This is a genomic window from Sphingopyxis microcysteis, assembly GCF_012274265.1.
Taxonomy (GTDB): domain Bacteria; phylum Pseudomonadota; class Alphaproteobacteria; order Sphingomonadales; family Sphingomonadaceae; genus Sphingopyxis; species Sphingopyxis microcysteis.
The window spans coordinates 241,179-254,407 of the sequence record NZ_JAANYY010000005.1; the positions used below are offsets into that span (position 1 = coordinate 241,179).

General features: G+C 63.3%; 24 protein-coding genes. All 24 read left to right on the forward strand.

Annotated features, from left to right (window positions below):
* Positions 1 to 107 precede the first annotated feature (107 nt).
* The 24 genes from tuf (at position 108) to secY (ending at position 13,198) form a co-directional block, all read left to right on the forward strand.
* Complete coding sequence (gene tuf, locus G9408_RS15030; protein ID WP_168454766.1) at positions 108 to 1,301, forward strand: elongation factor Tu; 1,194 nt, start codon at positions 108 to 110, stop codon at positions 1,299 to 1,301.
* 147 nt (positions 1,302 to 1,448) lie between these two features.
* The gene (gene rpsJ, locus G9408_RS15035) at positions 1,449 to 1,760 is read left to right on the forward strand and encodes a 30S ribosomal protein S10 (RefSeq protein ID WP_011543089.1); all 312 of its coding nucleotides are present in this window, start codon (positions 1,449 to 1,451) and stop codon (positions 1,758 to 1,760) included.
* A gap of 299 nt (positions 1,761 to 2,059) precedes the next feature.
* Positions 2,060 to 2,836, forward strand: coding sequence for a 50S ribosomal protein L3 (gene rplC, locus G9408_RS15040; RefSeq protein ID WP_168454767.1), 777 nt, complete (start codon positions 2,060 to 2,062; stop codon positions 2,834 to 2,836).
* A gap of 2 nt (positions 2,837 to 2,838) precedes the next feature.
* Positions 2,839 to 3,465 (forward strand): 50S ribosomal protein L4, encoded by a 627-nt coding sequence (rplD, locus tag G9408_RS15045; RefSeq protein WP_120217694.1) that lies wholly within the window; start codon positions 2,839 to 2,841, stop codon positions 3,463 to 3,465.
* On the forward strand, positions 3,458 to 3,766 hold the full coding sequence (locus tag G9408_RS15050; RefSeq protein ID WP_058806667.1) for a 50S ribosomal protein L23: 309 nt from the start codon (positions 3,458 to 3,460) through the stop codon (positions 3,764 to 3,766). The genes rplD and G9408_RS15050 overlap by 8 nt, the downstream gene beginning before the upstream one ends.
* A gap of 21 nt (positions 3,767 to 3,787) precedes the next feature.
* Entirely contained in the window at positions 3,788 to 4,624 is an 837-nt protein-coding gene (gene rplB / locus G9408_RS15055; RefSeq protein WP_120217695.1) for a 50S ribosomal protein L2, read from the forward strand.
* Between the two features lie 3 nt (positions 4,625 to 4,627).
* Positions 4,628 to 4,903 carry a 30S ribosomal protein S19 gene (rpsS, locus tag G9408_RS15060; RefSeq protein ID WP_037556370.1) on the forward strand — a complete coding sequence of 92 codons (276 nt, stop codon included), beginning with the start codon at positions 4,628 to 4,630 and terminating at the stop codon, positions 4,901 to 4,903.
* Positions 4,903 to 5,283 carry a 50S ribosomal protein L22 gene (rplV, locus tag G9408_RS15065; RefSeq protein ID WP_011543083.1) on the forward strand — a complete coding sequence of 127 codons (381 nt, stop codon included), beginning with the start codon at positions 4,903 to 4,905 and terminating at the stop codon, positions 5,281 to 5,283. The genes rpsS and rplV overlap by 1 nt, the downstream gene beginning before the upstream one ends.
* Before the next feature lies 1 nt (position 5,284).
* A complete protein-coding gene (gene rpsC, locus G9408_RS15070; RefSeq protein ID WP_120217696.1) occupies positions 5,285 to 5,992 on the forward strand; it encodes a 30S ribosomal protein S3 in 708 nt (235 codons plus the stop codon).
* 11 nt (positions 5,993 to 6,003) lie between these two features.
* Complete coding sequence (gene rplP / locus G9408_RS15075; RefSeq protein ID WP_011543081.1) at positions 6,004 to 6,435, forward strand: 50S ribosomal protein L16; 432 nt, start codon at positions 6,004 to 6,006, stop codon at positions 6,433 to 6,435.
* 5 nt (positions 6,436 to 6,440) lie between these two features.
* Positions 6,441 to 6,644 carry a 50S ribosomal protein L29 gene (rpmC, locus tag G9408_RS15080; protein WP_120217697.1) on the forward strand — a complete coding sequence of 68 codons (204 nt, stop codon included), beginning with the start codon at positions 6,441 to 6,443 and terminating at the stop codon, positions 6,642 to 6,644.
* Positions 6,645 to 6,655: 11 nt separating this feature from the next.
* Positions 6,656 to 6,937 (forward strand): 30S ribosomal protein S17, encoded by a 282-nt coding sequence (rpsQ, locus tag G9408_RS15085; protein WP_120217698.1) that lies wholly within the window; start codon positions 6,656 to 6,658, stop codon positions 6,935 to 6,937.
* Between the two features lie 60 nt (positions 6,938 to 6,997).
* Positions 6,998 to 7,366: a 50S ribosomal protein L14 gene (rplN, locus tag G9408_RS15090; RefSeq protein ID WP_168454768.1), complete on the forward strand. Its 369-nt coding sequence runs from the start codon at positions 6,998 to 7,000 to the stop codon at positions 7,364 to 7,366.
* Positions 7,367 to 7,368: 2 nt separating this feature from the next.
* On the forward strand, positions 7,369 to 7,686 hold the full coding sequence (gene rplX, locus G9408_RS15095; RefSeq protein WP_058805189.1) for a 50S ribosomal protein L24: 318 nt from the start codon (positions 7,369 to 7,371) through the stop codon (positions 7,684 to 7,686).
* On the forward strand, positions 7,679 to 8,257 hold the full coding sequence (gene rplE / locus G9408_RS15100; protein ID WP_168454769.1) for a 50S ribosomal protein L5: 579 nt from the start codon (positions 7,679 to 7,681) through the stop codon (positions 8,255 to 8,257). Before rplX ends, rplE begins: the two co-directional genes overlap by 8 nt.
* Positions 8,258 to 8,309: 52 nt before the next feature.
* Positions 8,310 to 8,615, forward strand: coding sequence for a 30S ribosomal protein S14 (gene rpsN, locus G9408_RS15105; RefSeq protein ID WP_120217702.1), 306 nt, complete (start codon positions 8,310 to 8,312; stop codon positions 8,613 to 8,615).
* Positions 8,616 to 8,627: 12 nt separating this feature from the next.
* Positions 8,628 to 9,032: a 30S ribosomal protein S8 gene (gene rpsH, locus G9408_RS15110; RefSeq protein ID WP_120217703.1), complete on the forward strand. Its 405-nt coding sequence runs from the start codon at positions 8,628 to 8,630 to the stop codon at positions 9,030 to 9,032.
* On the forward strand, positions 9,032 to 9,565 hold the full coding sequence (rplF, locus tag G9408_RS15115; protein WP_120217704.1) for a 50S ribosomal protein L6: 534 nt from the start codon (positions 9,032 to 9,034) through the stop codon (positions 9,563 to 9,565). Before rpsH ends, rplF begins: the two co-directional genes overlap by 1 nt.
* A gap of 3 nt (positions 9,566 to 9,568) precedes the next feature.
* Positions 9,569 to 9,922, forward strand: coding sequence for a 50S ribosomal protein L18 (rplR, locus tag G9408_RS15120; protein ID WP_120217705.1), 354 nt, complete (start codon positions 9,569 to 9,571; stop codon positions 9,920 to 9,922).
* 1 nt (position 9,923) lies between these two features.
* Positions 9,924 to 10,616 (forward strand): 30S ribosomal protein S5, encoded by a 693-nt coding sequence (rpsE, locus tag G9408_RS15125; RefSeq protein WP_120217706.1) that lies wholly within the window; start codon positions 9,924 to 9,926, stop codon positions 10,614 to 10,616.
* Between the two features lie 4 nt (positions 10,617 to 10,620).
* Positions 10,621 to 10,806 (forward strand): 50S ribosomal protein L30, encoded by a 186-nt coding sequence (rpmD, locus tag G9408_RS15130; protein ID WP_120217707.1) that lies wholly within the window; start codon positions 10,621 to 10,623, stop codon positions 10,804 to 10,806.
* 7 nt (positions 10,807 to 10,813) lie between these two features.
* The gene (locus tag G9408_RS15135; protein WP_067180143.1) at positions 10,814 to 11,020 is read left to right on the forward strand and encodes a DUF1737 domain-containing protein; all 207 of its coding nucleotides are present in this window, start codon (positions 10,814 to 10,816) and stop codon (positions 11,018 to 11,020) included.
* A 59-nt stretch (positions 11,021 to 11,079) separates the two neighbouring features.
* Positions 11,080 to 11,604 (forward strand): 50S ribosomal protein L15, encoded by a 525-nt coding sequence (gene rplO / locus G9408_RS15140; RefSeq protein WP_168454770.1) that lies wholly within the window; start codon positions 11,080 to 11,082, stop codon positions 11,602 to 11,604.
* A 220-nt stretch (positions 11,605 to 11,824) separates the two neighbouring features.
* On the forward strand, positions 11,825 to 13,198 hold the full coding sequence (gene secY / locus G9408_RS15145; RefSeq protein ID WP_120217709.1) for a preprotein translocase subunit SecY: 1,374 nt from the start codon (positions 11,825 to 11,827) through the stop codon (positions 13,196 to 13,198).
* Positions 13,199 to 13,229: the final 31 nt, after the last annotated feature.

Genomic DNA, 13,229 nt, shown 5'->3' on the forward strand with positions numbered 1-13,229 from the left:
CGCGCGGGCTTGCACCGCGCGGCAAGACCCTCTAAGGGCGGCGCCTGATTCAGCAGGCTCGTCCAGGACTGATCAACGCAAACATTGAACAAGAAGGTTATACCATCATGGCCAAGGCTAAATTTGAGCGGACGAAGCCGCACTGCAACATCGGCACCATCGGTCACGTCGACCATGGCAAGACCTCGCTGACCGCAGCGATCACCAAGGTGCTCGCCGAAAACGTCGCCGGCAACGCCGCCGTCGACTTCGCGAACATCGACAAGGCTCCCGAAGAGCGCGAGCGCGGCATCACCATTTCGACCGCACACGTCGAATATGAAACCGACGGCCGCCACTATGCGCACGTCGACTGCCCGGGTCACGCCGACTATGTGAAGAACATGATCACCGGTGCCGCCCAGATGGACGGCGCGATCCTCGTCGTGTCGGCCGCTGACGGCCCGATGCCGCAGACCAAGGAACACATCCTGCTCGCGAAGCAGGTCGGCGTTCCGACCATGGTCGTCTTCCTCAACAAGGTCGACCAGCTGGACGATCCCGAACTGCTCGAACTCGTCGAGCTGGAAATCCGCGAAGAACTGTCGAAGCGCGACTTCGACGGCGACAATATTCCGATCATCCCGGGTTCGGCGCTCGCCGCCCTCGAAGGTCGCGACGACAACATCGGCAAGGACGCGATCCTGAAGCTGATGGAAGCCGTCGACGCGTGGATCCCGCAGCCGGAACGTCCGCTCGACAAGCCCTTCCTGATGCCGATCGAAGACGTGTTCTCGATCTCGGGTCGTGGTACGGTTGTCACCGGCCGCGTCGAAACCGGCATCGTCAAGGTTGGTGAAGAAGTCGAAATCGTCGGCATCAAGGACACCAAGAAGACCGTCGTCACCGGCGTCGAAATGTTCCGCAAGCTGCTCGACCAGGGCCAGGCTGGCGACAACATCGGTGCGCTGATCCGTGGCGTTGGCCGTGAAGAAGTCGAGCGTGGCCAGGTTCTGGCGAAGCCCGGCTCGATCACCCCGCACACCGAGTTCACCTCGGAAGTGTACGTCCTGTCGAAGGACGAAGGTGGCCGTCACACGCCGTTCTTTGCGAACTATCGTCCGCAGTTCTACTTCCGCACCACCGACGTCACCGGCGAAGTCATTCTTCCCGAGGGCACCGAGATGGTGATGCCGGGCGACAACGTCCAGCTGTCGGTCAAGCTGATCGCCCCGATCGCCATGGACCAGGGTCTGCGCTTCGCGATTCGCGAAGGCGGCCGCACGGTCGGCGCAGGGGTTGTCGCGACCATCACAAAGTAATATAGGGCCGCGAGCCGCGCGATTCGGACCGATTCGCGCGGCTCGTAGCTTAAAGATTTTTGATGGCCGGACCGGCTTCCTCGAGGGGGCCGGTACAGGCCATTTCGGCTCTTTCGCATCGTCAGACGGGATTCGACTGGAACAGTCATGGAAACGCAGAATATTCGCATTCGCCTGAAGGCCTTTGATCACCGCGTGCTCGATCAGGCCACCACCGACATCGCCGACACGGCGCGTCGTACCGGAGCGCTTATTCGCGGCCCGATCCCGCTGCCGACGCGCATTGAAAAATTCACCGTGAACCGCGGCCCGCACATCGACAAGAAGTCGCGCGAGCAGTTCGAGGTGCGTACCCACAAGCGGCTGCTCGACATCGTGCAGCCCACCCCGCAGACGGTCGACGCGCTGATGAAGCTCGACCTTGCCGCGGGCGTGAACGTCGAGATCAAGCTGGCCTAAAAGCCGGCGTGCTCCGGACTTGATCCGGAGCCCAGGGTAGAAGCGGCCGACAGGCCGCGCTGAAACCGCCCTGGGTTCCTGCTTTCGCAGGAACACATTCAGGTTTCGGAGGATACCGCCGGATTTATCCGGGCTGCGTCCCCCGTCTCGCCGCTTCTCCTTCGGGAAGGCGGCACCTCAGCCCGGACGGGGCGATGCATCAAAATTTGGGCTGGGAGGGTTCCGTCGGGGCAATGTCCCAATGGGTCCCGCAAGCCGTGCGGAATGGTCCGCCCGGCCTCTGTTGAGGAGTATTGATCATGCGGACTGGCGTGATCGCGAAGAAAATGGGGATGACCCGCCTGTTTCAGGACGACGGCCGCCATGTGCCCGTCACCGTCCTGAGCCTCGAAGGCTGCCAGGTCATTTCCGTGCGCGAACAAGAACGCGACGGCTATGTTGCCGTCCAGCTCGGTGCCGGCTCGGCGAAGGCGAAGAATGTTGCGAAGCCGCAGCGTGGCGCTTTCGGCAAGGCCGAAGTCGAACCCAAGGCGAAGGTCGTCGAATTCCGCGTCGCCGACGACGCGACGCTTGACGTCGGCGCCGAACTGTCGGCCGACCATTTCGTCGCTGGCCAGATCGTCGACATCCAGGGCGTGACCCAGGGTAAGGGCTTTGCCGGTGCGATGAAGCGCTGGGGTTTCGGCGGTATGCGCGCGAGCCACGGTGTTTCGATCAGCCACCGTGCGCATGGTTCGACCGGTAACCGCCAGGATCCGGGCCGCGTCTTCAAGAACAAGAAGATGGCCGGCCACATGGGCGCGCGCAACCGCACCCAGCAGAATCTCGAAATCGTCCGCACCGACGCCGAGCGCGGCCTTCTCTTCGTCAAGGGTTCGGTCCCTGGATCGAAGGGCGGCTGGCTGATGGTCCGCGATGCGGTCAAGCTGCCGCGCCACCCCGAAGCCCCCTATCCGGCGGGCATCAAGAGCGCCGCGAACGCCAATCACGAAGCCCCGGCTGATGCGCCGGTCGAAACCCCGGTCGAAGAAACCGTGGTCGACACCGCCACCACCGACGGCGCACAGGAGTCCTGATCATGAAGGTCAAGGTTCAAACCCTCGACGGTAAAGCCGGCACCGACATCGATCTCAACGACGATGTGTTCGGCGTCGACGCTCGCGCCGACATCCTGCACCGCGTTGTCGCATGGCAGCTCGAAAAGCGCCGTGGCCCGGCCCGTGCCGCCCGCGAACGCAGCGATGTGTCGCGCACCGGCAAGAAATTCGGTCGCCAGAAGGGCGGCGGTACCGCGCGTCACGGCGATCGCAAGGCGCCGATCTTCATCGGCGGCGGCAAGGCGCATGGCCCCCGGGCCCGCACCTTCGGCCACTCGCTGAACAAGAAGATCCGCGCGCTCGGCCTGAAGATGGCACTCAGCGACAAGGCGAAGGGCGGCAAGATCGTCGTTCTCGACACGCTCGAGCTCAAGGATGCCAAGACCAAGGCGCTCGCCGGCAAGCTCGGCAAGCTCGAACTCGGCAACCGCGCCCTCTTCATCGACGGCGATGCGGTCCATGAAAGCTTCGCCATGGCATCGGCCAACCTGATCGGTGTCGACTCGATGCCGGCGGCTGGCGCCAACGTCTATGACATCATCCGTGCCGACACGCTGGTCCTGACCCGCGCGGCGGTCGAAAAGCTGGAGGCCCGTTTCAATGGCTAAGGCAAAAACAGTCGACGCGCGTCACTATGACGTGATCCTCGCTCCGGTGATCACCGAAAAGTCGACGCTGCTCAGCGAGAACAACGCGGTGGTGTTCAAGGTCGCGAACGACGCGACCAAGCCCGCCATCAAGGCCGCCGTCGAGGCGCTGTTCGATGTCAAGGTGATCGGCGTGAACACGCTCGTCACCAAGGGCAAGACCAAGCGCTGGAAGGGCAAGCCCTACACCCGCAGCGACGTGAAGAAGGCGATCGTTCGCCTGGCCGAAGGCCAGTCGATCGACGTCACGACCGGCGTCTGATTGTAGGAAGAGGCAGAGAAAATGGCACTTAAATCCTATAATCCGACCAGCCCCGGACAGCGCGGCCTGATCCTCGTCGACAAGTCGGCGCTGTGGAAGGGCAAGCCCGTCAAGGCGCTGACCGAAGGCAAGCGCAAGACCGGCGGTCGCAACAACAAGGGTCATGTGACGTCGCGCGGCATCGCCGGCGGCCACAAGCAGAAGTACCGCTTCATCGACTTCAAGCGTCGCAAGTGGGACATGTCGGCCACCGTGGAACGTCTGGAATATGACCCCAACCGCACCGCTTTCATCGCGCTGGTGAAATATGAGGACGGCGAACTCGCCTATATCCTCGCGCCGCAGCGTCTGGCGGTCGGCGACACCATCGTCGCGGGCAAGAAGACTGACGTGAAGCCGGGCAATGCGATGGAATTGTCGCAGATGCCGGTCGGCACGATCGTCCACAATATCGAGATGAAGCCGGGCAAGGGTGGCCAGATCGCCCGTTCGGCAGGCACCTACGCCCAGGTCGTTGGTCGCGACCGCGGCCTGGTGATCGTGCGTCTCGGTTCGGGCGAGCAGCGCTACATCCGCGGCGAGTGCATGGGTACGGTTGGCGCGGTGTCGAACCCCGACAACCAGAACACCAACATCGGCAAGGCCGGTCGCAGCCGCTGGCTCGGCAAGCGCCCGCTGACGCGCGGTGTTGCGAAGAACCCGGTCGACCACCCGCATGGTGGTGGTGAAGGCCGCACCTCGGGTGGCCGTCATCCGGTGACCCCGTGGGGCAAGCCGACCAAGGGCGCCCGTACCCGCCACAACAAGTCGACCGACAAGATGATCATCCGGTCGCGTCACGCGAAGAAGAAGAGGTAAGCCATGGCTCGCTCGGTCTGGAAGGGTCCGTTTGTGGACCTCCATCTGCTCAAGAAAGCCGAAACGGCCCAGGACGGCGGCAGCTCTGCCCCGATCAAGACCTGGTCGCGCCGGTCCACCATCCTGCCGCAGTTCGTGGGGCTGACCTTCAACGTCTATAACGGCCGCAAGTTCGTGCCGGTATCGGTCAACGAAGACATGGTCGGCATGAAGCTGGGTGAATTTGCGCCGACGCGCTTCTTCCCCGGCCACGCGGCTGACAAGAAGGGCAAACGCTAATGGGCAAGGAAAAGTCCCCCCGCCGCGTTGCGGATAACGAGGCGCTGTCGGTCGGCACGCAGATCCGCGGGTCGGCGCAGAAGCTGAACCTCGTCGCCGCGCTGATCCGCGGTCGCAAGGTCGAAGACGCGATGAACGTCCTCGCTTTCTCGAAGAAGGCGATGGCGGTTGACGTGCGCAAGGTTCTCGCCAGCGCCGTCGCCAACGCGGAAAACAACCACAACCTCGACGTCGACGCGCTCGTCGTCAAGGAAGCGAGCGTCGGCAAGTCGCTGTCGATGAAGCGCTGGCATGCGCGTGGCCGCGGCAAGTCGACCCGGATCGTCAAGCCGTTCAGCCGCATCCGCATCGTCGTGCGCGAACAGGAAGAAGAGGCGTAAGATGGGCCAGAAGAGCAATCCGATCGGCCTGCGCCTGCAGGTCAACCGCACCTGGGACAGCCGCTGGTTCGCCGAAGGCCAGGACTATGGCCGCATGCTGGTCGAGGATCTGAAGATCCGTCAGTATGTGTTCAAGACCCTGCCGCAGGCCGCGATCTCGAAGGTCGTGATCGAACGTCCGGCGAAACTGTGCCGCGTTTCGATCTATGCCGCCCGCCCGGGCGTCATCATCGGCAAGAAGGGCGCGGACATCGAAAAGCTGCGCAAGAAGCTCGGTGAACTGACGGGCAGCGACGTGTCGCTGAACATCGTCGAAATCCGCAAGCCCGAAGTCGACGCCAAGCTCGTCGGTCAGGGCATTGCCGACCAGCTCGAACGCCGCGTCGCGTTCCGCCGCGCCATGAAGCGCGCGGTGCAGTCGGCGATGCGTCTGGGCGCCGAAGGCATCCGCATCAACTGCGCCGGCCGTCTCGGCGGCGCGGAAATCGCGCGCACCGAATGGTACCGCGAGGGCCGGGTGCCGCTGCACACGCTGCGCGCCAACGTCGACTATGCCGAATCGACCGCCCACACCGCCTATGGCGTGTGCGGGATCAAGGTGTGGATCTTCAAGGGCGAGATCCTCGGCCACGACCCGATGGCGACCGACCGTCTGATGCTCGACGCACAGACGACCGGCGTCCGTCCGGCTCGTGAAGACCGCCGCTAAGGACTGCTGACATGCTGCAACCGAAAAAAACCAAGTTCCGCAAGGCGTTCAAGGGCCGCATCCATGGCAATGCCAAGGGTGGCACCAGCCTGAACTTCGGCTCCTACGGCCTGAAGGCGATGGAACCCGAGCGCATCACCGCGCGCCAGATCGAGGCGGCTCGCCGTGCGATCAGCCGTGCGATCAAGCGCCAGGGCCGTTTGTGGATCCGCATCTTCCCCGACGTCCCCGTGTCGTCGAAGCCTGCCGAAGTCCGCATGGGTAAGGGCAAGGGTTCGCCGGAATATTGGGCCGCGCGCGTGAAGCCGGGTCGCATCCTGTTCGAACTCGACGGCGTTCCCGGCCCGGTGGCCGCGCTGGCGTTCGAACGCGCGGCGATGAAGCTGCCGATCAAGACGAAGGTGATCGCCCGTCTCGGCGACACCTCGCACCTGGAGGGTTAAGGGCCATGGCCAAGACCGAAGATTTCAAGGCCAAGACCGACGACCAACTGTCGGAACAGCTTGGCGAACTGAAGCGCGAGGCGTTCAACCTCCGCTTCCAGGCGGCCACCGGCCAGCTTGAAAAAGCATCGCGCGTCAAGGAAGTCCGGCGTTCGATCGCCCGCATCAAGACGCAGCAGACCGAGCGCGCGCGCTCGGCCGCGAAATAAGGAGACTATCGATGCCGAAGCGCATTCTGACCGGTACGGTGGTGTCCGACAAGGGCGACAAGACCGTCGTGGTGAAGGTCGAACGGAAGGTGAAGCACCCTCTGTACGGGAAGATCATCCGCCGCTCGAAGAAGTACCACGCCCATGATGAGGACAATGCCATCAAGGCTGGCGAAACCGTCCGCATCGAGGAAACGAAGCCGATTTCGAAGCTGAAGACGTGGAAGGTGCTCGACAAGGTCGACACCCACAGCAAGCCCCAGAGCCCGACGGCTCCGGCTGCTGACGCCTGAGCTGAGTTTCACGGAACCGCCGGGGTTGCCCGGTAGGCCAAAAGAGAAGGAAGTGCATCGATGATTCAGATGCAGTCACAATTGGAAGTCGCTGACAACAGCGGTGCCAAGCGCGTCCAGTGCATCAAGGTGCTGGGCGGATCGAAGCGCCGCACCGCCGGCGTCGGCGACGTCATCGTCGTGTCGATCAAGGAAGCCCAGCCGCGCGGCAAGGTGAAGAAGGGCGACGTGCATCGCGCCGTCATCGTCCGCACGCGCAAGGATGTGCGCCGCGCCGACGGTTCGGTGATCCGTTTCGACAGCAACGCCGCCGTGCTCGTCAACAAGAATGAAGAGCCGATCGGCACGCGTATCTTTGGCCCCGTCGTCCGCGAACTGCGCGGCCGTGGCTATATGAAGATCATCAGCCTGGCGCCGGAGGTGCTCTGACCATGGCCAACAAGATCAAGAAGGGCGACACGGTTGTCATCCTGTCCGGCAAGGACAAGGGCAAGACCGGCGAAGTGACGCAGAGCCTGCCGAAGGACGGCAAGGTTGTCGTCGCGGGCGTCAACATCATCACGCGGCACCGCAAGCCGAGCCAGACCAACCCGCAGGGCGGCCTGGAACGCAAGGAAGCGCCGCTGTTCGCGAGCAAGGTTGCGCTGGCCGATCCCAAGACCGGCAAGCCGACGCGCGTTCGTTTTGAAACCAAGGACGGCAAGAAGGTCCGCGTGGCCGTGAAGTCCGGGGAGACGATCAATGGCTGACACCTACACCCCGCGCATGCGCAAGCGCTATGACGATGTGATCGTCAAGGCGATGACCGAAAAATTCGGTTACAAGAATGCGATGGAAGTGCCGAAGATCGAAAAGATCACGCTCAACATGGGCGTCGGCGAAGCCACGCAGGACAAGAAGAAGGTCGAAGCGGCCGCTGCCGAGATGGAACTCATCGCCGGTCAGAAGCCCGTCGTGACCAAGGCGAAGAAGTCGATCGCACAGTTCAAGCTGCGCGAAGGCATGCCGATCGGTTGCAAGGTCACCCTGCGCCGCGAACGCATGTATGAATTCCTCGATCGCCTGATCACGATCGCAATGCCGCGCATCCGCGACTTCCGTGGCGTGTCGGCGACCAGCTTCGACGGTCGTGGCAACTATGCCATGGGCCTGAAAGAGCAGATCATCTTCCCCGAAATCAACTATGACCGCATCGACCAGGTGCGCGGCATGGATGTGATCGTGACCACCACGGCGCGTACCGACGACGAAGCCCGCGAACTGCTCAAGCTGTTCGGCTTCCCGTTCCCGATCGCAGCCGAAGAAAAGGCAGCCGCCTGAGTCCCCGACGGGACCAGGCCGGCTCTTTCAAGAAGGAAAGAGAACTTAAGTCATGGCGAAACTGAGTTCGACGAACAAAAATGAGCGTCGCAAGCAGCTGGTGAAGAAATATGCCGGCCGTTATGCGAAGCTGAAGGCGATTGCCGCGGACACCTCGCTCGACGATGGCGAGCGTCTGATCGCGCGCCTCAAGATGGCGGAAATCCCGCGCAATGGTAACCCGACCCGCATCCGTAACCGGTGCGAGATGACGGGCCGCCCGCGCGCTTATTATCGCAAATTCCGGCTGTGCCGTATTCAGCTCCGCGATCTGGCCAACAAGGGCCTGATCCCCGGTGTTGTTAAGTCGAGCTGGTAAGGGACTGACAAGATGGCAATGACCGATCCTTTGGGTGATATGCTCACCCGCATCCGCAACGGCCAGACGGCGAAGAAGGACAGCGTCCTGACGCCGGCGTCGACCCTGCGCGTCCGCGTTCTCGATGTTCTGCAGCGCGAAGGCTATATCCGCGGTTACAGCGAAGAAGCGCTGGGCGCCAAGGGCGAGCACAAGGGCATCCGCATCGAGCTCAAATATTTCGAAGGGCAGCCGGCGATCCGCCATGTGGCACGCGTTTCGAAGCCGGGCCGCCGCATCTATTCGGGGTCGAAGGACCTGCCGATCGTGCGCAACGGCCTTGGCATCACCATCGTGTCGACCCCGCGCGGCGTCCTGTCGGACGCCGAAGCCCGCGAGCAAAATGTCGGCGGCGAAGTGCTGGCGGAGGTGTTCTGATGTCGCGCATTGGTAAAAAGGCAGTAGCGATCCCCGGCGGTGTCACCGCCGCGATCGACGGCGGCCAGCTGTCGGTGAAGGGTCCCAAGGGCACCCTCGCGATGCCGCTTTCGGACCTCATCAATTATGAAGTCGGCGAAGGCAGCATCTCGGTGCAGCCCGCGAACGCAACCCGCGAAGCGCGCGCGTTCTGGGGCATGCAGCGCACGCTGGTGCAGAATCTGGTCACCGGTGTGACCGAAGGTTTCACCAAGGTGCTCGAAATCACCGGTGTCGGCTATCGCGCCAACTCGCAGGGCAAGACGTTGAAGCTGCAGCTTGGCTACAGCCATGATGTCGATTTTGCGGTGCCCGAAGGCATCGAGATCAAGACGCCGGACAATACGACGATCGAGATCAGCGGCATCGACAAGCAGAAGGTCGGCCAGGTCGCGGCGGAAATCCGCCGTTGGCGCAAGCCGGAGCCCTATAAGGGCAAGGGCATCAAATATCGCGGCGAGTACATCTTCCGCAAAGAAGGCAAGAAGAAGTAAGCCATGGCACATCTTACCCCATTCGAAAAACGCCGCCAGCGCGTTCGTACTGCCCTTCGCAAGCGGGCTGGTGGGCGCGCGCGCCTGTCGGTGCACCGTTCGGGCCGGCATATCTATGCCCAGCTTATCGACGATGCCGCCGGCCAGACGCTGGCCGCCGCGTCGACGCTGGACAAGGATGTCCGCGGCAAGACCGGCGCGACCACCGCGGCGGCTGCCGACGTTGGCAAGCGCCTTGCCGCTGCCGCGAAAAAGGCCGGCGTGACCCAGGTCGTGTTCGACCGCGGCGGTTTCCTGTTCCACGGGCGCATCAAGGCGCTGGCCGACGCGGCTCGCGAAGGCGGATTGGAGTTCTAATATGGCTGACGAAGTACAGAACGCCGAAGGCGCTGTCGAAGCGACCGAAAACACCGGCGCGCCGCGCCGTGGCCGTGGCGGCCGCGACGGTGGCCGCGGTGGTCGCGAAGGTGGCCGTGGTCGCCGCGACGACCGTCGCCCGCGCGACGAAGATGGTGGTGAAGAGCTCATTGAAAAGCTCGTCCACATCAACCGCGTTTCGAAGACCGTGAAGGGCGGCAAGCGCTTCGGTTTCGCCGCGCTCGTCGTCGTTGGCGACGGCAAGGGCCGCGCCGGTTTCGGTCATGGCAAGGCGCGCGAAGTGCCCGAAGCCATTTCGAAGGCGACCGCTGCCGCGAAGAAGGCGATGATTCGCGTTCCGCTGCGCGATGGCCGCACGCTGCACCATGATGGCCGCGGTCATTTCGGCGCCGGTCTGGTGACCGTGCGTTCGGCACCCGCCGGGACCGGCATCATCGCCGGTGGTCCGATGCGCGCCGTGTTCGAATCGCTGGGCGTGGCCGACGTTGTGACCAAGTCGAACGGCACCTCGAACCCCTATAACATGATCCGTGCGACCTTTGAGGCGCTCGGCGAACAGACCAGCCCCAAGTCGGTCGCGCAGCGTCGCGGCAAGAAGGTGTCGGATCTGATCAAGCGCGGCGGTGCATCCGACCGGGCAGCCGAAGCCGAAGCGGCAGCGGTGACGGAGTAAGATCATGGCCGACAAGAAGATCAAGATCCGCCAGATCGGTTCGCCGATCCGTCGTCCCAAGGGCCAGCGTGCCATCCTGACGGGCCTCGGCCTCGGCAAGATGCACCGCGAGGTCGAACTGGTCGACACCCCCGAAGTGCGCGGCATGATCCGCAAGCTTCCGCACATGGTGGAAGTCGTCGAGGGCTAAAGGCGCGATGAAGCTCTACCGCCTGTTGACCGGTCCCGACGACAGCGCCTTTTGCGCGCGGGTCGAAGGATTGCTCAACCGGGGGTGGCAGCTTCATGGCAGCCCCTCGATCACCCAAGTTGATGGCCGCGGCTATGTCGCCCAGGCCATTGTGATGGAAAAGGCCGGACCCTATCCCGGTTTTCAGCCATCGAGTGAAATTGAACCGGACTGAACGTCTTTCCCCGGAAAAACGGCAGTCCAAAGCGCGACCACAGCGAAAGCGAGTGCAACATGACGATCAAGCTTAACGAACTTCGTGACAACAACGGTGCCCGCAAGGGCCGCATGCGCGTCGGACGCGGCATCGGCTCGGGCAAGGGCAAGACCGCCGGCCGCGGCCAAAAGGGTCAGAAGGCCCGCAGCGGCGTCGCGATCAACGGCTTCGAAGGCGGCCAGATGCCGCTCCACATGCGCATCCCGAAGCGCGGCTTCAACAACATCTTTGGCAAGGACTTTGCGATCGTCAATCTGGGCATGATCCAGAAGCTCGTCGACGCGAAGAAGCTTGATGCCAAGGCCGTCATCGATCACGCCGCATTGAAGGCCGCTGGCGTGGCGCGCGGTGGCAAGGACGGCGTCCGCCTCCTCGCCAAGGGCGAATTCACCGCCAAGCTGAACTTCGCGGTCGCCGGTGCGTCGAAGGGCGCGATCGAAGCGGTCGAAAAGGCCGGTGGCAAGGTCGAGCTTCCCGAAGTCAAGGAAGCGGCGCCCGAAGGCAAGAAGGCCCAGCGCCGGGCCAAAGCCAAGGCCGAATAGTTCAGACAAGGGCGGCTCCTCAGGAACCGCCCTTTGTCATTTGAACACACCCTATCCCCGTTCGTGTCCCGACTTCGCGCGACACGAACGGATGAAGCAGCCGGTATCGACCAGCTGCGTTGCAAAATAGGCCTTTCCCCTTGCGCTTCGTAACCGGCGAACGCACATAGGCGCCGGGTCGCGGGGGGCGCGGTCCGGAATATCCTCGAGGAAACTACCCATGGCCTCACGCGCCGACCAGCTTGCTTCCAACCTCAATTTCTCGAAATTCGGCCAGGCGACCGAACTCAAGAACCGCATCTGGTTCACGATCGGCGCGCTGATCGTTTTCCGCTTCCTGTCGTTCGTCCCGCTGCCCGGCGTCGATCCGGTCGCGCTGTCGACGCTGTACAGCCAGGCGGCATCGGGCGGCGTCCTCGACATCTTCAACACCTTCTCGGGCGGCAGCCTGGAGCGCATGAGCATCATCGCGCTCGGCGTCATGCCCTATATCACCGCGTCGATCGTGGTGCAGCTCGCGGCAGCCCTGTCGCCCAGCCTCGCCGCGCTCAAGAAAGAGGGCGAAAGCGGGCGCAAGAAGCTCAACCAATATACCCGCTACGGCACGGTGTTCCTGACCGCGATCCAGGGCTATTTCATCGCCGTCGGCCTCGAAACCCTCGGCGCCAGCCAGGGCATCGCCGCAGTCGTCGATCCGGGCATGATGTTCCGGATCGGCGCGGTGATCAGCATCGTCGGCGGTACCTTGTTCCTGATGTGGCTTGGTGAGCAGATCACCGCGCGCGGGATCGGCAATGGCGTGTCGCTGATCATCATGGCGGGCATCCTCGCCCAGCTGCCGCGCAGCTTTGCCCAGATGTTCACCCAGGTCCGCGAAGGGTCGATGGGCGGCGGCACGGTGGTCGCGGTGTTCGCGGGCGCCATCCTCGTCATCGCCTTCATCGCCTTCATGGAGCGCGCCCAGCGCCGTGTGCTCGTCCAATATCCCAAGCGCGCGACGCAGCGCGGCGGGATGCAGGCCGACCGCAGCCATCTGCCGCTCAAGGTCAACACCGCGGGCGTCATCCCGCCGATCTTTGCCTCGTCGCTGTTGCTGATGCCGCTGACGATCACCCAGATGATGGGCAATAATGTCCAGGGTGATACCGCGATGGGCGATTTCCTGATCACGCTGAACCAGTATCTGGCGCATGGTCAGCCGCTCTATATGGCGCTCTATGCCGCGGGCATCATCTTCTTCTGCTTCTTCTATGTCGCGGTCGTCTTCAACCCCGAAGAAACCGCGGACAATCTGAAGCGTCAGAACGGCTTCATCCCCGGCATCCGTCCCGGCAAGAACACCGCCGCCTATCTCGACCATGTGCTGACGCGCATCACCGTGCTGGGGGCGGCCTATCTGGCGGCGATCTGTCTGGTCCCCGAATATTTCATCGCGCAATCGGGGCTTCCCTTCGCGCTCGGCGGCACCAGCCTGCTGATCATCGTCAACGTGACGATCGACACGATCAGCCAGATCCAGAGCCACATGCTCGCGCATCAATATGGCGACCTGATCAAAAAGGCGAAATTGAAAGGCGGCGTTGCGCGGCGCTAAAGCGCCCGCTACGGCAACTGCGACACGGCAG